This is a genomic window from Pseudomonas sp. B40(2017), from assembly GCF_002112855.1.
Classification (GTDB): Bacteria; Pseudomonadota; Gammaproteobacteria; order Pseudomonadales; family Pseudomonadaceae; genus Aquipseudomonas; species Aquipseudomonas pharyngis.
In genome coordinates this window covers 39,379-57,787 of sequence record NZ_NEIT01000003.1, presented here as the reverse complement: position 1 = coordinate 57,787, position 18,409 = coordinate 39,379, and the positions used below count along the sequence as shown (strand labels likewise).

The window sequence follows — 18,409 nt, the reverse complement described above, 5'->3', positions numbered from 1 at the left end:
AGGCGGTTTTTTTTCACTTCAACAATCGGATCATTCAGCCAGTTTGAAGGTAATGAAGCTGGCACGACCCTGACGCAGAACGCGCATCGACACCGAACGGTTCTTCGGCAGCGCCTTGGCAATCTCGGCAAACTCCTTGGAAGAACCAATGGCCTGATTGTTCAGGTGCGTGATGATGTCGCCCGGTTGCAGACCGATCAGGGCCGCAGGGCCGTCCTGCACCTCCTTGATTACCACACCACCTTTCAGGTCGTAGGTTTTCTTCTGCTCGGCGGTCAGTTCGGCGACCGATACACCCAGGCGATTGCTGTTGGTCTCGGCACCGGATTTCGGCAGCGCGTCCAGCTCCTTGTCTTCGTCCGGGATGGCGCCGACAGTCAGCTCGACATTCTTGCGTTTGCCGTCACGAATCACTTCGAGATTGGCTTTGGCGCCGGCCTTCAACGCACCCACCAGATGTGGCAGGTCAGCGGACATGACGATCGGTTGACCGTTCATGCTCAGGATTACGTCACCCACTTGCAGGCCGCCCTTGGCAGCCGGGCCGTCATCCTGAATCTGTGCAACCAGCGCACCGGCCGGTTTGTCCAGACCGAACGACTCGGCCAGATCCTTGTTCACTTCCTGGATGACGACGCCCAACCAGCCACGACTGACCTTGCCACCGCTTTTCAGCTGGTTGGAAACGTCCATGGCCACGTCGATCGGAATGGCGAACGACACGCCCATGAAGCCACCGGAACGGGTGTAGATCTGCGAGTTGATCCCGACCACTTCACCGTTCAGGTTGAACAGCGGGCCACCGGAGTTGCCCGGGTTGATCGGCACGTCGGTCTGGATGAATGGCACATAGTTTTCGTTCGGCAGGCTGCGGCCGACGGCGCTGACAATGCCTTGGGTCACGGTGTGGTCAAAGCCGAATGGCGAACCGATTGCCACGACCCACTGGCCGGCTTTCAGATCCTGAGATTTGCCAAGCTTCAGCACTGGCAGATCCTTGCCTTCGATTTTCAGCAGCGCGACGTCGGAACGTGGGTCGGTGCCGATCAGTTTGGCCTTCATTTCACTGCGATCTGCCAGACGCACTAGGATTTCGTCGGCATCGGCGATCACGTGGTTGTTGGTCAGAATGTAGCCATCCGGCGAAATGATGAAGCCCGAACCCAACGATTGCGCTTCACGCTGGCGATCACCACGCGGAGAACGCTGTTGCGGCGGCATGCCGCGCTCGAAGAACTCGCGCAGCATCGGTGGCAAGCCTTCAAGGTCAGGCATCTGCTGGTTCACTTTGCGATCCGGCAGCTTTTGCGTGGTACTGATATTCACCACCGCAGGCGAGGCCTGTTCGACCAGTTGGGTGAAATCAGGCAGGCTGGCCGGGCTGACCGCTTCAGCCGCCATGGCTGCAGGAACAGCCTGACCGAGCACCAGCACCGTGGCGAAAATGGAGAGATAAGACTTCAAGCTTGGTATCGACATACAGCTCCCGTTACGACGAGCAGGGTTAAGCGATATGGAGCAAGGAACACCGGAAACCACAGGCCGGCATTTTTGTTCCGGGAACAACAAACAAGGCCAGAGCCGAGAGGCTCTGACCTATAAAAAATTTTCGGTTGTTTTGCAAATGAAAATGCTCAGCAAACATTTCACGTCTCGAAGACGAAGGGGAGATAGCTGGAATCAGCTCACTGCTTGCTGGTTGCAGCGCCATCATTGCGCATCGACAGGGCAATCCGTTCGGCGGTCCCGATTGGAATCTCGCCAACTACCGTGACCATCATTTCGCCTTGAGGCGTAGTCAAACGGCGGGATACGGCAACGGTCGGGCCCAACTGAGTCCGGGTATCGGTGACGGTTGCGCCGTTCAGCGGCTCGAGAAACACGGAGAAGCGGGCAAGACCATCGTCATACATCAGGCTGTTGACCTGGGTCTTGGTTTCCGGATCTTTGTGCGAGGAGCTGCTGGTAAGTTCGAAGCCAGGAGGCAACCAGTCGGAACGCCATACCTGAGCGGTCTTGATTGCAGAAGCCTTGTCGCTGTCGAGGGTGACTGTCTTGCAATCGGAATTGGCTTGCAGATCTTTGTCGGATGGAATTTCAGAGGTATCCAGTCGCGTAAACTGGAATCTCTCGAGTAACTGCCCCTTGTCGTTCAACAACAGCGACTTGAGCGGCAGACCCGTTTCCTTGTCCAGATGCAGTTCGAAACCGTATCGGTGCTGATCACGCGGCGTCAGCGATACGATCACTGCTTCACGCCCGGCCACACGCGACTTGCCAATGACGGCAAGCTCATACCAGTTCTTCAGCTTTTGAGGATCGAGAGGCCGAGCGGCGGAATTGGGAGAATCTCCCAGACCCGCAATCAGGGTGCCGCTGACGCATTGAGTATGTCCATCAATGCGCACGACTTCCTGAGCCGAACCATCGAGCTGAAGCAAACGCTCGCGGACCTGGCCATTCTGGACGCGATGCCAGATGTTGTGGGTAGAAAAACTACCGTTACGCTCGTAAACGAATGTGCCGTGAAAGCTTTGCTGCTGCTCGGCCTGGCCCAGGCGGGTCAACCAGTCCTGAGCCTCGTCGGCGTGGGCTGGAACAATGAACCAGCCGCTGAGCAGAAGCGAAAGTAGAGGTATGGCGCGCATGATCCCCCTTAACGGTTTTCCAGGCTTGCTGCACGTGCATAAGGCAGCGCGCTCTCGGTGCCTTTCAAGGCAGCCTGTTGAGCGTGTTGACGCAGGTAACCTGGCAGACGCTGATCGTGCCAGCCTGGCTGACCTTGCAATACACCATTGGCCATTGGGCCAGTAGCTTCCGAACTCTCACTATAGCCTGCCAATACCGCCGGGCCTTTGACCTGAGGTGTGGCCAACACTGGCTGATTGGATTGCTGAGCGAGTTCGACGCCGGCGATTTCGTCCTGGTTGTACAGGCGAACACCCGCCAGAACGGCAACAGTCACCGAAGCGGCTACGGCCAGACGACCGAGGCTGCGCCATGGGCCACGAGACACTTTGGCCGGGGTGGCTTCATCTTCCAGTGCAGCAGAAACCGCCGCAGCGAGATCCAGACGCGGAAGCAACAGATCCTTGTGCATGGCTGCCCGAGCGATCTGGTAACGAGCCCAGGTTTCACGGGTTTCAACATCATCCAGTGCATTGAGCACTCGACGCAGTTCCAGTTCGTCCGCTTCGTTATCCATCACTGCGGACAGCGATTCCTGCAGGGCTTCACGACTCATGGCGTTCCTCTCTTGGCTGTCGCCGCTGTCTTTAGTTTTCCTGCAACAACGGCTGCAGGGCTTTATCGATGGCCTCCCGGGCGCGGAAAATCCGGGAGCGCACGGTACCAACCGGACATTGCATGACGCTCGCGATGTCCTCGTAACTCAGACCATCGAATTCGCGCAAAGTTAACGCTGTGCGCAAATCCTCCGGCAGTTGCTGAATGGTTCGATGGACGGTGCCTTCGATCTCATCCCGCAGTAATGCCCGTTCAGGAGACTCGAGATCTTTCAGGCCGTGATCGCCGTCATAGAACTCTGCATCTTCGGAACTTACATCACTATCCGGCGGCCGGCGGCCGCGTGAAACCAGATAGTTCTTCGCCGTGTTAATGGCGATGCGGTACAGCCACGTATAAAACGCACTGTCGCCGCGGAAATTTCCAAGCGCTCGATACGCCTTGATAAAGGCTTCTTGTGCGACGTCCTGGGCTTCATGGGTGTCGTGCACAAAACGCACGATCAACCCGAGAATTTTGTGCTGATACTTCAGCACCAGCAGATCGAAAGCTCGCTTGTCGCCACGCTGAACGCGTTCGACCAGCTGCTGATCCTCTTCCTGGGTTAGCATGAACACTCCTCGATAAACTCGAAGGAGGCTTGCATGACCAAACGACCGGACTTGCAAACATAGACTCGGGCTTTTCGCAAAAGTTCTCCCCCTCCAAGCAAGTTTCCTGCGGGCTCTGATTTGGCACGCACGAAAAACGCAGCGCGGGATGAACCGGCTGCGCGAATAATCTTGTCATCGGCTCGCCGGCAAGAACCCAACCGCAGGTTCCGCATTGAAGCCGACACTGTCCCTTGTTTCGGGCAACTGTCTATTGATCTTGGGCCTTTGGCAAAAGTTCCAAATATTTATAGACGTGCCGCGCCGACATTGTGCAACCGTGAGCTGAAAAAGCATGTTTCATCTGCGATACAGTCGCTTTTCCCCAAAACCGGTGAAGAAAACTTCCCGACAAAGCGTCCGTATATTTCCGTCACGGTAGTTTCACAATGCCATATCGGCCCGGCTATTGTGCCGCCCAACCCCTCTATATACTAGTGGGCTGTGTGGCTGTCTCGACTCGCCCATTCGCCTGTCCTGCGCCAACCCCGACCCGGGTCGCTTTGAGCGGAATCCTGAAATGAGCCAACAGTTTCAACACGATGTCCTGGTGATTGGCAGCGGCGCTGCCGGTTTGAGTCTCGCGCTGACCCTGCCCGGTCACTTGCGCATCGCCGTACTGAGCAAAGGCGACCTCGCCAACGGCTCGACCTATTGGGCCCAGGGTGGCGTCGCGGCCGTGCTGGACGACACCGACACCGTCGAATCCCATGTCGATGACACCTTGAATGCCGGCGGCGGCCTGTGCCACGAAGACGCGGTGCGTTTCACCGTCGAGCACAGCAAGGAAGCAATCCAGTGGTTGATCGATCAAGGCGTACCCTTCACTCGCGACGATCAGTCCGGCACTGAAGACGGCGGTTTCGAATTTCACCTGACCCGCGAAGGCGGCCACAGCCATCGCCGCATCATCCACGCCGCCGACGCCACCGGCGCCGCGATTTTCACGACCCTGCTGGCCCAGGCCAAAGAACGCCCGAACATCGAGTTGCTCGAACAGCGGGTAGCGGTCGATCTGATTACCGAGCGCCGGCTGGGGCTGGAGGGCGAACGTTGCCTGGGCGCCTACGTGCTCAACCGCAAAACCGGCGAAGTCGATACCTTCGGCGCACGCTTCGTGATCCTGGCGTCCGGCGGCGCTGCCAAAGTCTATCTATATACAAGCAACCCCGACGGCGCCTGCGGTGATGGCATCGCCATGGCGTGGCGTTCGGGCTGCCGGGTGGCGAACCTGGAGTTCAACCAGTTCCACCCCACCTGCCTCTATCATCCGCAAGCCAAGAGTTTCCTGATAACCGAGGCCCTGCGCGGCGAAGGGGCTCATTTGAAGTTGCCGAACGGCGAACGCTTCATGCAGCGCTTCGACTCACGTGCAGAACTGGCGCCACGGGACATCGTCGCCCGCGCCATTGACCATGAGATGAAGCGTCTGGGTGTCGATTGCGTCTACCTCGACATCAGCCACAAACCCGAAGCCTTCATCAAATCGCACTTCCCGACCGTCTACGAGCGCTGCCTCGGATTCGGCATCGACATCACCAAACAACCGATCCCGGTCGTCCCGGCCGCGCATTACACCTGCGGCGGCGTGATGGTCGATCAACAGGGCCGCACCGATGTGCCCGGCCTGTACGCCATCGGCGAAACCAGCTTCACCGGCCTGCACGGTGCCAACCGCATGGCCAGCAACTCGCTGCTCGAATGCTTCGTCTACGCCCGCTCGGCAGCGGCGGACATTCTCGAGCAACTTCCCGATGTGGCGATTCCACACGCCCTGCCGGCCTGGGACGCCAGCCAGGTGACCGACTCCGACGAAGACGTGATCATCGCCCACAACTGGGACGAATTGCGGCGTTTCATGTGGGACTACGTGGGCATCGTGCGCACCAACAAGCGCCTGCAACGGGCACAGCATCGGGTGCGTCTGCTGCTGGACGAAATCGACGAGTTCTACAGCAACTATAAAGTCAGTCGCGATCTGATCGAGCTGCGCAACCTGGCGCAAGTGGCGGAACTGATGATCCGTTCAGCCATGGAACGCAAGGAAAGCCGAGGCCTGCATTACACCCTCGACTACCCGAACCTGCTGCCCGAAGCGCTCGACACTATTCTGGTGCCGCCCACCTACGCCGGCTGAACTTCAGGCGAACCCGCAGGCGCCGGTGCAGATCCGCCGCCTGCGCATCCCGCGGCACGCAGATCGATCTGACTCGCCGCTCACCACGCAATCGAAAGCGCAGCACCACGATCAGCGGCAGCGCCAGGCTGTCCGGGCGCAATTGCACCGCTTGCCAGCCATCGGCCCGGTTCCACAATTGCCAGCCATCGGCGTCCCGGCGCAATCGGCAAAATGCCTTGGGATGACTCAGCAGAATCTGCCGTGGCAACACCCAGGCCGCATGGCCGAGACACGCGAACGCCCCGAGCAAAACGGTCCAGAACGGAATCGACAATAGAAACAGAGAACCCAGCGCGAATGCCTGGGCCAACAGATACGCCGCCAGCAACTGCCGTGAGGCATGCCAGCGGCATTCGAACGTGTTACTTGGGCTGGACACGGTCCAGAATCATGCGAACCATGCGTTGCAGCTCGGGATCTTCCGATTCGCTGCGCTCCATGAACCAACCGAACATGTCCTGATCCTCGCACTCGAGCAGGCGGACATACAGCGCGCGATCCACCTCGTTCAGATTGGCGTAGACCTCTTTCACGAACGGCACCAGCAACACGTCGAGTTCCAGCATGCCGCGACGGCTGTGCCAAAAGAGGCGATTCAGTTCAACTTGTTCGACCATGGAGCCCTCCTCAAATAGGCCGCAAGTATACAGGCCCGAAGCGGCCCGAACAGTCGGCTTTGGTCGGGCACCATAGATCCTTTATGAACTACCCATTTCAACACCACCCCCTTATGATGTGCCCCAGTCTATTTACCCTGCGATGACCCATGGCCGATTCTGCTTTTTTCTGCACCCTGTCTCATGAAGGCGTTCTCGCGGTTCGCGGCGCGGATGCCGGCAAATTCCTGCAAGGCCAGTTGACCTGCAACATCAATTACCTGAGCGATACCCAAGCCAGCCTCGGCGCCCGCTGCACGCAGAAAGGCCGGATGCAGTCGAGCTTCCGCATCGTGCTTGAAGGCGACGGCGTGCTGCTGGCGATGGCGGGTGAACTGCTGGAGCCGCAACTGGCGGACCTGAAAAAGTACGCGGTGTTCTCCAAATCGAAACTGACCGACGAAAGCGCCTCCTGGGTGCGCTTCGGCCTCGATCATGGCGATGCGGTCCTGAGCAGTCTGGGCCTGGAACTGCCGGCAGAAACCGACAGCGTGGCCCGCAACGAAGGGCTGATCGCGATTCGCGTCTCCCCGAATCGTGCCGAACTCTGGGTACCCGCCGATCAGGCCGACACCGTCAAAGGCAAACTGTCCGCGCAATTGAGCGAAGGCGAACTCAATCAATGGCTGCTGGGCCAGATTCGCGCCGGGATCGGTCAGGTCATGCCGAGCACCCGCGAGCTGTTCATCCCGCAGATGCTCAATCTGCAGGCCGTCGGCGGCGTGAGCTTCAAGAAAGGCTGCTACACCGGCCAGGAAATCGTCGCGCGCATGCAATACCTGGGCAAACTCAAGCGTCGCCTGTATCGCGTGCAACTGGACGCCGCTGAGTTGCCGGAGCCCGGCACCGCGCTGTTCGCCCCGAGCCACGGCAGTTCCATCGGCGAAGTGGTGCTGGCCGCCCGTACCGAAAAGAATATTGAACTGCTGGCGGTGTTGCAGGCCGAAGCTGCCGAAGCGGGCGACTTGCATCTGGGCTCGGCCGAAGGTCCGGCGCTGCACTTGCTCGACCTGCCATACGAACTGGATCGCGACCGCGAAATCCAGCGTTGATCGCAGCATTTGTTGCAACACCCTAGAGAAACGACATGAGTGAGCTGGCGGATAAGGTCCAACAGGATTTGGTTGAGGCCATCGATAACGATGACCTGGTTCTGCCAACGTTACCGGAAGTGGCCCTGCAGATTCGCAAGGCCGCGGAAGATCCGGACATCAGCGTCAGCGACCTGAGCAAAGTGATCGGCCGTGACACGGCGCTGTCGGCGCGTCTGATCAAAGTGGTCAACAGCCCGCTGCTGCGCGCCACCCAGGAAGTGACCGACCTGCACACCGCCATCACCCGGCTCGGCGTCAACTACAGCAGCAACCTGGCGATCGGTCTGGTGATGGAGCAGATCTTCCACGCCCGCTCCGACGTGGTCGAACAGAAGATGCGCGAAGTCTGGCGCAAGAGCCTGGAGATCGCCGGCGTCAGCTACGCCCTGTGCCGCCGTTACACCCAGCTCAAGCCCGATCAGGCTGCGCTCGGTGGACTGGTTCATCAGATCGGCGTGCTGCCGATCCTGACGTATGCCGAAGACCACTACGAATTGCTGTCCGATCCGGTCAGCCTCAACCATGTGATCGATCACATTCACCCGTTGCTCGGCGACAAATTGCTGCGGGTCTGGGAGTTTCCGGAGCGTCTGGTGGAGCTGCCGGGGCTGTATCAGGACCTCAAGCGCGAATCGCAGCACATCGATTACGTCGACATCGTGCAAGTGGCCAGCCTGTATTGCCACAAGGACACCGACCACCCGCTGGCCCGCATCGATCCGTTCAGCGTGCCGGCGTTCCGCAAGCTTGGTATCGATCCGGAAAACAAGGCGCTGTGCGCCGATCTGGAAGAATCGCGGTCGATGTTCTACTGATCACCGGCGACAAAACTCACCCGTACCTTCAAACCCGCCTGCTCACCATCGTGCAGACTGATCTGCGCCAGATGCGCGCGGCAGATTTCCCCGACAATCGCCAACCCCAGCCCGGAACCGGCCACCTGCTGGTTGCGCCGGTAAAAACGCTCGAAAACCCGATCCCGCTCTTCGAGCGGAATGCCCGGCCCATCGTCTTCAACCTCCAGCACCGCCGGCGCCCTGACCCGCAGAATCACGTTGCCGCCCGGCGGCGTGTGGGCCAGCGCGTTGTCCACCAGATTGCTCAGCAACTCGTTGAGCAATGTCGGCTCGCCACGCAGCCATACCGGCTCGTCCGCTTCCAGCGCCAGCGCGACACCCCGCGCATGGGCCAGTGGAGCCATGGCCATGCCCAGTTCTCGCGCCAACTGACTCAGATCGAGCAACTGCGCACCGCCCTCGGCAATCGCCCGGGCGCCGTTTTCCACTCGAGCCAGCGACAGCAATTGGTTGGCCAGATGGGTCAGGCGATCCGTGCTTTGTGCCGAGGATTCCAGCGTTTCGCGCCAGGTCTGCGGCTCGTTCGAGCGCAGGCCCAGTTCAAGTCGCGCCTTGAGCGCCGCCAGTGGCGTGCGCAGCTCATGGGCTGCATCGGCGATGAATTGCGCCTGCCGCTCGAACTGGCCACGCAGGCGTTCGGTGAAATGGTTGAGCGCACGCACCAGCGGCGACAACTCATGCTGGACTTCCACCAGCGGCAACGGACGCAAGTCGTCAGGCTGGCGCTCTTCCACTGCCGTGCGCAGACGTTCGATCGGCCGCAACGCAGCGCTCACCGCAAACCACACCAGCAACAACGCGCCAATCGCCAACATGCCCAGCCGCAACAACGTATCGGCGGCCAGACTGCGGGCCATGCTGACGCGTGCTTCGTCGGTTTCAGCAACGCGGATTTCCGCCATACCGTTCATGTTCGGCTCGCTGACCGCTTTGAGCAGGCTGACCACACGCACGTTCTGGCCCTGATATTTCGCGTCGTAAAACCGCGCCAGGGCGGGATAACTGTCGGTTCTCGGCGTGCCCGGCGGCGGGCCCGGCAGGTTTTCATAACCGGAAATCAACTTCTGGTTGATGTCGTTGACCTGGTAATAGATGCGACCCGCACTGTCGTAAGCGAAGGTATCGAGCGCAACGTATGGCACGTCGGCACTGAGACTGCCATCGCGCTGCGACAGACCGGCGGCGATGGTCCGCGCCGAGGCCAGCAGCGTGCGGTCGTAGGCGGTGTCGGCAGCTTCGCGACCGTTCCAGTACGCACTCAATCCGCTGGCGAGCATCAACACCACCAACAGCAGCGCGAGGTTCCACAGCAACCGCCAGCGCAGGCTGCTGGGCTTATGCATCGCGGCTTTCCAGCAAATAGCCCAGACCGCGGAACGTCACGATGGCCACCGAATGGCCGTCGAGCTTCTTGCGCAGGCGGTGCACGTAGATTTCGATGGCATCGGGGCTGGCCTCTTCGTCGAGACCGAACACCTGCGCAGCCAGTTGCTCCTTGCTCATCACTCGACCCGGACGGGCGATCAGCGCTTCGAGCACCGCTTGTTCGCGAGAAGTCAGCGTCAGCAATTCATCGCCGAGGGTGAAGCGTCGGGTGTCGAGGTCATAGGCCAGCACACCGCAGCGCTGCTGGCGTTCGCCGCCAAGCACACTGCGGCGCAGCAACGCCTTGACCCGTGCTTCGAGCTCGGTGAGTTCGAACGGCTTGGCCAGGTAGTCATCGGCGCCGAGATTGAGCCCATGGACCCGGTCCTTGACGTCACTGCGGGCCGTCAGCATCAGCACCGGCAGATTCTTGCCCCGGGCCCGCAGGCGCGCCAGCACCTCAAAACCGTCCATGCGCGGCAGACCGACATCGAGGATCGCCACCGCGTACTCCTCGCTGCCCAGGGCCAGGTCGGCAGCCACGCCGTCGTGCAAGACGTCCACGGTCAGACCGGTGCTCTTGAGCGCCTGGGCGACGCTTTCGGCCAGCGGCAAATGGTCTTCGACGAGCAGGACACGCATGGATCTCTACCTCATTCAGGGATGGCCGACGCCATTCTTTGCGGCGGAGTTTACAGCCGCAACCGCCACTGTGAAGCCCGAAAACACGCGAAAGAATACTGAAAGGTTAGCGAAAGGTTGGGCCGTTAGAGTCGTTTCACCGAAGGTCCCGACTGCCGACCTTCGCCGTTTTGCCTGTTCATACACCGTAGTTTCAAACCGTAGCTCTCGAAAAACGCCTCGATGCGTTTTCGCCAATAAGAACAATAACGAGGTACTGCACCATGCTGTCCACACAGCTTCAGGTTGACCCGTTTCATTCTTCCTTTCGAATTTCCCCGTTTTCGCTTGTCAGCGCCATCGTCGGCTGCGCGGCGTTCAACCCGTCCGGGTCTGAGCCTGTCAGCCTGCGCGCGCGAAACCGCCGCACCTGAAACATCCCCAAAAACAACAACTCCCGTGGAGACACTCATGAACCGATCCCTGCGCCGTTTCGCCCTCGCTGCCGGTTGCGTGCTGTTCGCCGGCCAACTGATGGCCGAACCGAAACGCCCCGAATGCATTGCCCCGGCCTCCCCCGGTGGCGGTTTCGACCTGACCTGCAAACTGGCGCAAAGCGCGCTGGTCAATGAAAAACTGCTGACCAAACCGATGCGCGTGACCTACATGCCCGGTGGCGTCGGTGCGGTGGCGTACAACGCCGTTGTGGCGCAGCGTCCGGCCGATGCCGGCACGCTGGTGGCGTGGTCCAGCGGATCGCTGTTGAACCTGGCCCAGGGCAAGTTCGGTCGGTTCGATGAAACCAACGTGCGCTGGCTGGCCGCCGTCGGCACCAGCTACGGCGCCATCGCGGTGAAAAGCGATTCGCCCTACAAAACCCTCGATGATCTCGTGCAGGCGCTGAAGAAAGATCCGAGTTCCGTGGTCATTGGCTCCGGCGGTACCGTCGGCAGCCAGGACTGGATGCAGACTGCGCTGATCGCCAAAGCCGCCGGGATCAACCCGCGCGACCTGCGCTACGTCGCCCTCGAAGGGGGCGGCGAGATCGCCACCGCCCTGCTCGGCGGTCATATCCAGGTCGGCAGTACCGACATTTCCGACTCCATGCCGCATATCCAGAGCGGCGACATGCGCCTGCTGGCCGTGTTTGCCGAAAAACGCCTGGACGAGCCGGAAATGAAGGACATCCCGACCGCGCGCGAGCAAGGCTACGACATCGTCTGGCCAGTGGTGCGCGGTTTCTACCTCGGGCCAAAAGTCAGCGATGAAGACTACGCCTGGTGGAAAGACTCCTTCGACAAACTGCTGGCCTCCGACGACTTCGCCAAACTGCGCGATCAGCGTGAGCTGTTCCCGTTCGCCATGACCGGTCCCGAGCTGGACACCTACGTCAAGAAACAGGTGGCGGACTACAAGGTGCTGGCCAAAGAGTTCGGCCTGATTCAGTGATCGTCTCTGTCTAGCGTCCATGGCCCTCTCACCGGGGCCATGGCAGGAGTTCCCTCATGCTTATTCAACGCATTTTTGCCTCGGTGCTGTTGCTGGCCTGTGCCGGCCTGGCACTGATGGCGTGGCCGTATCAGGCGGCTTTTTCCTACGAACCGGTGGGCCCTCGGGCGTTTCCATTGCTGATGCTCGGCCTGATGGGCCTGGCGCTGCTGTACATGGTGTTCCGCCCGGCGCCGATCAAACACAGCGAGGACGAACCGCCGCTGGATCGCGAAACCCTGACCAAGATCGCGATCTGCGTCGCCTTGCTGCTGGTGTTCGCCGGTTTGTTCGAACCGCTGGGCTTCATCCTCAGCAGCATTCTGATCGGCATCCCGATGGCGCGCCTGTATGGCGGGCGCTGGGTGCCCAGCGTCATTGTCACGACGCTGATGGCGATTGGTTTGTACGTGTTGTTCGACCGCGTGATGGACGTACCGCTGCCCCTCGGCCTGCTCGACGTTCTGGAGAACTGATATGGATACTCTCGGTTATTTGGGTCAGGGCTTCGGCGTCGCGCTGAGTCCGTACAACCTGGTCACGGCCCTGACCGGCACGTTGATCGGCACCGTGGTCGGGTTGTTGCCGGGCCTTGGCCCGATCAATGGTGTGGCGTTGCTGATCCCGATCGCGTTCGCCCTCGGACTGCCGCCGGAATCTGCCCTGATCCTGCTGGCGGCGGTCTATCTGGGCTGCGAATACGGCGGCCGGATCAGCTCGATCCTGCTGAACATTCCGGGCGAAGCCTCCACCGTAATGACTACCCTCGACGGTTACCCGATGGCCCGCAAAGGCCTGGCCGGCGTGGCACTGTCGTTGTCGGCGTGGAGCTCGTTCATCGGCGCCTTCATCGCCACCTGCGGCATGGTGCTGTTCGCCCCGCTGCTGGCGAAATGGGCGATTGCCTTCGGTCCGGCGGAATACTTCGTGTTGATGGTGTTCGCGATTGTCTGTCTCGGCGGCATGGCCGGTGACCGACCGCTGAAGACTTTCATTGCGGCGTTGATCGGCCTGTTCCTGTCCAGCGTCGGCATCGACGCCAACAGCGGCGTTTACCGTTTCACCGGCGACAACATTCACCTGACTGACGGCATTCAGTTCGTGGTGCTGGTACTGGGCCTGTTCTCGGTCAGCGAAATCCTCCTGCTGCTGGAAAAAACCCATCGCGGCCAGGAAGCGGTGAAAGCCACCGGGCGGATGATGTTCAACTTCAAGGAAGCAGCGTCGGTGTTCGTGGTGAACATCCGTTGCGGCCTGCTCGGTTTCATCATGGGCGTGTTGCCGGGTGCCGGCGCGACCCTGGCCAGCGCCGTGGCCTACATGACCGAGAAGCGCATCGCCGGCGCCAGCGGCAAGTTTGGTCAGGGCGACGCCCGCGGCCTCGCCGCACCGGAAACCGCCATCGGTGCCTCCGCTTGCGGCGCGCTGGTGCCGATGCTGACCCTCGGCGTTCCGGGTTCGGGTACCACGGCGGTGATGATCGGCGCCCTGTCGCTGTACAACATCACTCCCGGCCCGCTGCTGTTCCAGCAACAGCCGGACATCGTCTGGGGCCTGATCGCTTCGCTGTTCATCGCCAACATCATGCTGGTGATCCTGAACATCCCGATGATCCGCATCTTCACCCGTATCCTCGCCGTGCCGAACTGGGCTCTGGTGCCGGTGATCGCGATCATCACCGGGATCGGTGTGTACGCCGTACACGCGACCACATTCGACCTGTTCCTGATGGTCGGCATCGGCATCTTCGGCTACATCCTGCGCAAACTGGATTTCCCGCTGTCGCCAGTGCTGCTGGGGTTCATCCTCGGCGGGCTGATGGAGCAGAACCTGCGCCGGGCGCTGTCGATTTCCAACGGTGCGCTGGAAATCCTCTGGTCGAGTCCGATCACCTTCGGCGTCTGGGTGTTGACTGCCATCATGTTGCTGATGCCGCTGCTGCGCATCTGGCGCAAACGCTCGGCCGCGCAACGCGCCGTTGCCGATGTCTGATCGGCTCTCCCTCAAAACCTGGTGGGGAACCCCGCTGGTCGGTCTGCTTGGCGGTTACATCGCCAGCCAGATCGGCTGGCCGCTGCCGTGGATGGTCGGCTCGTTGCTGGCGATCATCCTGGTGCGCTGCCTGACCCCGTGGCAATTGACCGAAATCCCTGGCGGCCGCAAGTGCGGCCAGTGGATCGTCGGAATCGGCATCGGCCTGCACTTCACCCCGCTGGTGATGGAGCAGGTGCTCGGCCACTTCGGCCTGATCTTCTTCGGCGCGCTGGTCACCAGCCTCTCGGCGGTGGTCGGCGTGTGGCTGATGCGCCGCACCGGCGAGGATCGCGCCACGGCATTTTTCTCCAGCATGCCCGGCGGCTCCGGGGAGATGGTCAATCTCGGCGCCCGCAACGGCGCGCTGCTCAGCCATGTCGCGGCCGGGCAGAGTCTGCGGGTGTTGGTGGTGGTGTTGTGTGTTCCGGCGGCGTTCAAGTATCTGCTGGGTGACGGCACCCCGATTTCACACGCCGGCAGCGTCGATTGGCGCTGGCTGGCGATTCTTTTTCCGGCGGGCGGCCTGCTCGCCTGGCTCTGGCAACGTCTGCGTCAACCCAACCCTTGGCTGTTCGGTCCGCTGTTGGTCAGCGCGGCGGTGAGCATCGGCTGGGACCTGCACATCGGCCTGCCCAATGGCGGCAGCCAGATCGGCCAGTGGTTGATCGGCAGTGGGCTGGGTTGTCACTTCAACCGCCAGTTCTTCCGCCGCGCCCCGTCGTTCATGGGGCGCACATTGATCGGCACGGCGCTGACCATGTTGATCGCGACACTGGCGGCGTTGGGATTGAGTGCGCTGACCCATCTGGACCTGCGCTCGCTGACGTTGGGCATGATGCCCGGCGGGATCGCAGAGATGAGCCTGACGGCAGAGACCCTGCAACTGTCGGTGCCGCTGGTGACGGCAATGCAGGTGATGCGGCTGCTGTTCGTGTTGTTTCTGGCGGAACCGTTGTTCAAATACTGGAACCGCCAGCCCTGAGCATCAGACCACCGACGGCAAGCGCCACTCGATCGGCGCTTCGCCATTCTGCTCCAGGAATTTATTGGTGCGGCTGAAATGCCCGCAACCGAGGAAGCCGCGATAGGCCGACAGCGGCGACGGGTGCACCGAGGTCAGCACCAAATGTTTGGTGGCATCGATCAGCTTCTGCTTGCTCTGCGCATGGGCGCCCCAGAGCATGAACACCAGATGCGGCTGTTTCTGGCTGACCACTTCAATGATCCGATCCGTGAAGAACTGCCAGCCCTTGTCCTTGTGCGCATTGGCGTTGGCGCGCTCGACGGTCATGGTGGTGTTGAGCATCAACACGCCCTGATCGGCCCAGCTCTGCAGATAGCCGTGATTGGGGATGTCGATGTTCAGGTCGCGCTTCAACTCTTTATAGATGTTGACCAACGATGGCGGCGCCGGCACGCCCGGTTGCACCGAGAAGCACAAGCCGTGGGCCTGGCCCGGGCCGTGGTACGGATCCTGGCCGAGAATGACCACTTTCACCTTGTCCAGCGGCGTCGAGTTCAACGCGTTGAAGATCATCGGGCCCGGCGGATAGATTTCCTTGCCGGCCGCCCGCTCCTGCTGCAGAAAAGTGCGCAACTCTGCCATGTAGGGCTGGTCGAATTCGGCACGCAGTGCCTCCTTCCAGCTCGGTTCGAGTTTGATACGGTCGTCAGCAGTCATGGTCATACCCGGCAAAAACAATGGGGCGAACCCTAGGAAAGCCGACCACGCTTGTCAATTGATCTGACGCAGATCCGGCACTTTCCCACACAGCGATCATACTGATCGTTCAAATTCCCGATCGAGGTCACGATGAATCTGCACTTCGAAGAACTCACCGGCACCGACGGCGCGCGCATCGGCGTGGCCACGCTGGATGCCGAAAAGTCGCTCAATGCGCTGTCCCTGCCGATGATCCACGCCTTGAGCGACAAACTGAACGCCTGGGCCAAGGATCCACAAATCGTCTGCGTGCTGCTGCGCGGCAACGGCGCCAAGGCCTTCTGCGCCGGCGGCGAAGTGCGCAGCCTGGTGGAAGCCTGTCGCGCCCATCCCGGCGAGGTGCCGCCGCTGGCCGCCCAGTTTTTCAACGCTGAATACCACCTGGACTACAGCCTGCACACCTATCCGAAACCGTTGATCTGCTGGGGACACGGATATGTGCTGGGCGGTGGCATGGGCCTCTTGCAAGGCGCGAGCATCCGGATCGTCACGCCGAGCAGTCGTCTGGCGATGCCGGAAATCAGCATCGGCCTGTACCCGGATGTCGGCGCCAGTTGGTTCCTCTCGCGGCTGCCGGGCAAGCTCGGTTTGTTCCTTGGCTTGACCGGCGCGCACATGAACGGTCGCGATGCGATCGATCTGGATCTGGCCGACCGTTTCCTGCTCGACGAACAGCAGCAGGAACTGATCGACGGTTTGTTGCAGCTGAATTGGCAGGAACAGACCGCGATGCAGCTCAACAGCCTGCTCAAGGCGTTGCAGCAGGAAGCCGTGGCGCAGATGCCTGAGGCGCAATGGCTGCCGCGTCGCCAGCAGATCGATGAATGGCTGGATGTCAGCGACGTGATCTGCGCCTGGAAAGCCATCAGCCTGCATCGCGACAGCAGCGACCCGTTGATTGCCCGTGCCGCGAAAACCATGAGCGAAGGTTCGCCGCTTACCGCGCATCTGGTCTGGGAACAGATCATCCGCGCCCGCCACATGTCGCTGGCCGAAGTCTTTCAGATGGAATACACCCTGAGCCTCAATTGCTGCCGGCATCCGGAATTCAGTGAAGGGGTCCGGGCGCGGCTGATCGACAAGGATCAAAAACCGCACTGGCACTGGCCGGACATCGCCCGGGTGCCGGACGCGGTGGTCGAGGCGCACTTTCACAAGGTGTGGGAGGGGCGGCATCCGTTGGCGGATCTCTCCAGTTACTGAAATCCGGGCACAAAAAAAGCGGCGCTCATTGCGCCGCTTTTTTGCGGGGGGTTACCAGCGGTTGCCGTGTCGGTTGTAGTCGCCACGTCCACTGTGACGGTCGTAGTTGCCACGACCCCGGCGGTCATCCCAGCCACCGCGACGGTGGTCGTCCCAGCGTCCGCGATCATGACCGTGCCAGCGACGGTTCTCGTAGTAGCGCGGGGCCGGTTGGTAGTAACGAGGCGCCGAGTAATAGCGTGGAGCCGGTTGGTAATAGCGTGGCGCTGGCTGGTAGTAGCGCGGCGCCGAATAATACGTGCTGCCGCCGGTGTAATAAGTGCCACCGCTGTAATACGAAGGTGCCTGCGATGTGTAGACCTCTGAGCTGTAGTAGCCATCTCCGTAGGAATAAGGGACGCATCCGCCAAGGGAAAAGAGCATCACGGTAAACAGAAGAATTCGGCGATACATGGCGGCCTCCTGGACCGCGGGTAGCCACACCAGCGACGCTGGCAGGCGTCAGTCTTTCATTCGGCGACTGACGAAATATCTGACAGCGATTTCGGCATCCGGTGCGTTTCTGCAACAACTTGAAACAAGTGATTGATGAAACCTTGTTCATGCAGAAACGCCGTCATTCAGCCGCTGATTAGTGGTGCCCACCGTGGTATCCGCCGCCGTGATAACCCCGTCCGTAACCGCCGCGATAGCCATGGCCGCCGTAGTAATAGCGGGCGCCACCGTAGTAACGCGGGCCGTAATAACCACCGTAGTAATAGGGCGAGTAATAGCCGGGATAGTAATAGGGCGTGGAGTAAACATCGTAGCCGCCGGCGTAGTAGTAACAGCCGGACAGCCCTAGACCGAGCACTGCTCCCAGCAGCACCCGACGCAGCAATTTTGAAATACGCATGGCGGCCTCCTGAAAGACCTGTGACAGCAGTCGGCACAGACCGGCTGACATCAGATTTGACTGGCTGACCGCTACCGAGTGCCCAACCCTCAGGGGCATCGGATCAGCGGCAGCGGACGCTGCATGACGGTGCAACTGCGCACCAACACAAAGCGCCCACAGGCGTTCGCCATCCGCCGTAACGTCACGAAAGCCCGTAACAGAGGGCCCGACCCGACTTGGCACGCCTCTCGCTTTAGCAAACCCGTGCAGGAGTCATCACAGGTTCGCGGCACCACAATTTGCAATGGCTGACTAGGGTTCCGGCTCGCATCTGCGAGTGGCTGGTCCGAGAGTTGGCGACCTCCAGTTGAGGTTACACGGCGGGACAAAAGCCCGGGAGACAAGCCACCGTTCGC

Annotated in this window: 20 protein-coding genes and 1 riboswitch; of the genes, 8 read left to right on the top strand and 12 right to left on the bottom strand. The window is 60.8% G+C overall.

Going from position 1 to position 18,409, the window contains the following annotated elements; genetic code table 11:
* Positions 1 to 30: 30 nt before the first annotated feature.
* From CAF76_RS07670 to rpoE, 4 genes are all read right to left on the bottom strand, one after another.
* Entirely contained in the window at positions 31 to 1,401 is a 1,371-nt protein-coding gene (locus tag CAF76_RS07670) for a DegQ family serine endoprotease (protein WP_236189711.1), read from the bottom strand.
* A 284-nt stretch (positions 1,402 to 1,685) separates the two neighbouring features.
* Entirely contained in the window at positions 1,686 to 2,648 is a 963-nt protein-coding gene (locus CAF76_RS07660) for a MucB/RseB C-terminal domain-containing protein (RefSeq protein WP_085648605.1), read from the bottom strand.
* 8 nt (positions 2,649 to 2,656) lie between these two features.
* The gene (locus CAF76_RS07655) at positions 2,657 to 3,244 is read right to left on the bottom strand and encodes a sigma-E factor negative regulatory protein (RefSeq protein ID WP_039772679.1); all 588 of its coding nucleotides are present in this window, start codon (positions 3,242 to 3,244) and stop codon (positions 2,657 to 2,659) included.
* Between the two features lie 31 nt (positions 3,245 to 3,275).
* Positions 3,276 to 3,857: an RNA polymerase sigma factor RpoE gene (rpoE, locus tag CAF76_RS07650; RefSeq protein WP_003172477.1), complete on the bottom strand. Its 582-nt coding sequence runs from the start codon at positions 3,855 to 3,857 to the stop codon at positions 3,276 to 3,278.
* A gap of 559 nt (positions 3,858 to 4,416) precedes the next feature.
* Here rpoE and nadB point away from each other — a divergent pair.
* The gene (gene nadB / locus CAF76_RS07645; RefSeq protein WP_085648606.1) at positions 4,417 to 6,033 is read left to right on the top strand and encodes an L-aspartate oxidase; all 1,617 of its coding nucleotides are present in this window, start codon (positions 4,417 to 4,419) and stop codon (positions 6,031 to 6,033) included.
* Here nadB and CAF76_RS07640 read toward each other — a convergent pair.
* Positions 6,002 to 6,454, bottom strand: a complete 453-nt coding sequence (locus tag CAF76_RS07640) for a protein YgfX (protein WP_064594109.1) — start codon at positions 6,452 to 6,454, stop codon at positions 6,002 to 6,004. The genes nadB and CAF76_RS07640 overlap by 32 nt on opposite strands.
* Positions 6,438 to 6,692, bottom strand: coding sequence for a succinate dehydrogenase assembly factor 2 (locus CAF76_RS07635; RefSeq protein WP_007957989.1), 255 nt, complete (start codon positions 6,690 to 6,692; stop codon positions 6,438 to 6,440). Before CAF76_RS07635 ends, CAF76_RS07640 begins: the two co-directional genes overlap by 17 nt.
* Positions 6,693 to 6,841: 149 nt before the next feature.
* Between CAF76_RS07635 and CAF76_RS07630 the strand changes: the two genes are divergently transcribed.
* Both CAF76_RS07630 and CAF76_RS07625 read left to right on the top strand, forming a co-directional pair.
* The gene (locus CAF76_RS07630) at positions 6,842 to 7,783 is read left to right on the top strand and encodes a folate-binding protein YgfZ (protein ID WP_085648607.1); all 942 of its coding nucleotides are present in this window, start codon (positions 6,842 to 6,844) and stop codon (positions 7,781 to 7,783) included.
* 35 nt (positions 7,784 to 7,818) lie between these two features.
* Complete coding sequence (locus CAF76_RS07625) at positions 7,819 to 8,640, top strand: HDOD domain-containing protein (RefSeq protein WP_085611615.1); 822 nt, start codon at positions 7,819 to 7,821, stop codon at positions 8,638 to 8,640.
* Here CAF76_RS07625 and CAF76_RS07620 read toward each other — a convergent pair.
* The 3 genes from CAF76_RS07620 to CAF76_RS28640 form a co-directional block, all read right to left on the bottom strand.
* Positions 8,634 to 10,025 (bottom strand): sensor histidine kinase, encoded by a 1,392-nt coding sequence (locus CAF76_RS07620; RefSeq protein ID WP_064594105.1) that lies wholly within the window; start codon positions 10,023 to 10,025, stop codon positions 8,634 to 8,636. The two genes, CAF76_RS07625 and CAF76_RS07620, sit on opposite strands and share 7 nt — an antisense overlap.
* A complete protein-coding gene (locus tag CAF76_RS07615) occupies positions 10,018 to 10,689 on the bottom strand; it encodes a response regulator (RefSeq protein ID WP_007957980.1) in 672 nt (223 codons plus the stop codon). Before CAF76_RS07615 ends, CAF76_RS07620 begins: the two co-directional genes overlap by 8 nt.
* Positions 10,690 to 10,814: 125 nt before the next feature.
* Positions 10,815 to 11,141, bottom strand: coding sequence for a hypothetical protein (locus CAF76_RS28640; protein WP_158090457.1), 327 nt, complete (start codon positions 11,139 to 11,141; stop codon positions 10,815 to 10,817).
* Between CAF76_RS28640 and CAF76_RS07610 the strand changes: the two genes are divergently transcribed.
* The 4 genes from CAF76_RS07610 to CAF76_RS07595 are packed head-to-tail and all read left to right on the top strand — an operon-like array spanning position 11,140 to position 15,172.
* Positions 11,140 to 12,117 (top strand): tripartite tricarboxylate transporter substrate binding protein, encoded by a 978-nt coding sequence (locus CAF76_RS07610; protein ID WP_039772690.1) that lies wholly within the window; start codon positions 11,140 to 11,142, stop codon positions 12,115 to 12,117. The genes CAF76_RS28640 and CAF76_RS07610 overlap by 2 nt on opposite strands.
* Before the next feature lie 56 nt (positions 12,118 to 12,173).
* Entirely contained in the window at positions 12,174 to 12,632 is a 459-nt protein-coding gene (locus tag CAF76_RS07605) for a tripartite tricarboxylate transporter TctB family protein (RefSeq protein ID WP_039772692.1), read from the top strand.
* A 1-nt stretch (position 12,633) separates the two neighbouring features.
* Positions 12,634 to 14,148: a tripartite tricarboxylate transporter permease gene (locus CAF76_RS07600; RefSeq protein ID WP_039772694.1), complete on the top strand. Its 1,515-nt coding sequence runs from the start codon at positions 12,634 to 12,636 to the stop codon at positions 14,146 to 14,148.
* Positions 14,141 to 15,172 carry an AbrB family transcriptional regulator gene (locus CAF76_RS07595; protein ID WP_085648608.1) on the top strand — a complete coding sequence of 344 codons (1,032 nt, stop codon included), beginning with the start codon at positions 14,141 to 14,143 and terminating at the stop codon, positions 15,170 to 15,172. The genes CAF76_RS07600 and CAF76_RS07595 overlap by 8 nt, the downstream gene beginning before the upstream one ends.
* Before the next feature lie 3 nt (positions 15,173 to 15,175).
* Here CAF76_RS07595 and ung read toward each other — a convergent pair whose 3' ends face one another.
* Positions 15,176 to 15,871, bottom strand: coding sequence for a uracil-DNA glycosylase (ung, locus tag CAF76_RS07590; RefSeq protein WP_064384152.1), 696 nt, complete (start codon positions 15,869 to 15,871; stop codon positions 15,176 to 15,178).
* Between the two features lie 132 nt (positions 15,872 to 16,003).
* On the opposite strand from ung, the gene CAF76_RS07585 reads away from it, so the two are divergent.
* Complete coding sequence (locus tag CAF76_RS07585; protein ID WP_085648609.1) at positions 16,004 to 17,116, top strand: enoyl-CoA hydratase/isomerase family protein; 1,113 nt, start codon at positions 16,004 to 16,006, stop codon at positions 17,114 to 17,116.
* Positions 17,117 to 17,167: 51 nt separating this feature from the next.
* On the opposite strand, the gene CAF76_RS07580 is transcribed toward CAF76_RS07585, so the two are convergent.
* Positions 17,168 to 17,569 carry a hypothetical protein gene (locus CAF76_RS07580; RefSeq protein ID WP_064594097.1) on the bottom strand — a complete coding sequence of 134 codons (402 nt, stop codon included), beginning with the start codon at positions 17,567 to 17,569 and terminating at the stop codon, positions 17,168 to 17,170.
* 178 nt (positions 17,570 to 17,747) lie between these two features.
* A complete protein-coding gene (locus tag CAF76_RS07575; protein WP_064383076.1) occupies positions 17,748 to 18,011 on the bottom strand; it encodes a hypothetical protein in 264 nt (87 codons plus the stop codon).
* A 283-nt stretch (positions 18,012 to 18,294) separates the two neighbouring features.
* Positions 18,295 to 18,395, top strand: a riboswitch (guanidine-I (ykkC/yxkD leader).
* The last annotated feature ends 14 nt before the right edge of the window (positions 18,396 to 18,409 follow it).

Bases quoted from the DNA above. Each gene is read 5' to 3' on its own strand.
- CAF76_RS07670 (WP_236189711.1), bottom strand. From the start codon at position 1,401: ATGGCGGCTGAAGCGGTCAGCCCGGCCAGCCTGCCTGATTTCACCCAA.
- CAF76_RS07660 (WP_085648605.1), bottom strand. From the start codon at position 2,648: ATGCGCGCCATACCTCTACTTTCGCTTCTGCTCAGCGGCTGGTTCATT.
- CAF76_RS07655 (WP_039772679.1), bottom strand. From the start codon at position 3,244: ATGAGTCGTGAAGCCCTGCAGGAATCGCTGTCCGCAGTGATGGATAAC.
- rpoE (WP_003172477.1), bottom strand. From the start codon at position 3,857: ATGCTAACCCAGGAAGAGGATCAGCAGCTGGTCGAACGCGTTCAGCGT.
- nadB (WP_085648606.1), top strand. From the start codon at position 4,417: ATGAGCCAACAGTTTCAACACGATGTCCTGGTGATTGGCAGCGGCGCT.
- CAF76_RS07635 (WP_007957989.1), bottom strand. From the start codon at position 6,692: ATGGTCGAACAAGTTGAACTGAATCGCCTCTTTTGGCACAGCCGTCGC.
- CAF76_RS07630 (WP_085648607.1), top strand. From the start codon at position 6,842: ATGGCCGATTCTGCTTTTTTCTGCACCCTGTCTCATGAAGGCGTTCTC.
- CAF76_RS07625 (WP_085611615.1), top strand. From the start codon at position 7,819: ATGAGTGAGCTGGCGGATAAGGTCCAACAGGATTTGGTTGAGGCCATC.
- CAF76_RS07620 (WP_064594105.1), bottom strand. From the start codon at position 10,025: ATGCATAAGCCCAGCAGCCTGCGCTGGCGGTTGCTGTGGAACCTCGCG.
- CAF76_RS07615 (WP_007957980.1), bottom strand. From the start codon at position 10,689: ATGCGTGTCCTGCTCGTCGAAGACCATTTGCCGCTGGCCGAAAGCGTC.
- CAF76_RS07610 (WP_039772690.1), top strand. From the start codon at position 11,140: ATGAACCGATCCCTGCGCCGTTTCGCCCTCGCTGCCGGTTGCGTGCTG.
- CAF76_RS28640 (WP_158090457.1), bottom strand. From the start codon at position 11,141: ATGAGTGTCTCCACGGGAGTTGTTGTTTTTGGGGATGTTTCAGGTGCG.
- CAF76_RS07605 (WP_039772692.1), top strand. From the start codon at position 12,174: ATGCTTATTCAACGCATTTTTGCCTCGGTGCTGTTGCTGGCCTGTGCC.
- CAF76_RS07600 (WP_039772694.1), top strand. From the start codon at position 12,634: ATGGATACTCTCGGTTATTTGGGTCAGGGCTTCGGCGTCGCGCTGAGT.
- CAF76_RS07595 (WP_085648608.1), top strand. From the start codon at position 14,141: ATGTCTGATCGGCTCTCCCTCAAAACCTGGTGGGGAACCCCGCTGGTC.
- ung (WP_064384152.1), bottom strand. From the start codon at position 15,871: ATGACTGCTGACGACCGTATCAAACTCGAACCGAGCTGGAAGGAGGCA.
- CAF76_RS07585 (WP_085648609.1), top strand. From the start codon at position 16,004: ATGAATCTGCACTTCGAAGAACTCACCGGCACCGACGGCGCGCGCATC.
- CAF76_RS07580 (WP_064594097.1), bottom strand. From the start codon at position 17,569: ATGTATCGCCGAATTCTTCTGTTTACCGTGATGCTCTTTTCCCTTGGC.
- CAF76_RS07575 (WP_064383076.1), bottom strand. From the start codon at position 18,011: ATGCGTATTTCAAAATTGCTGCGTCGGGTGCTGCTGGGAGCAGTGCTC.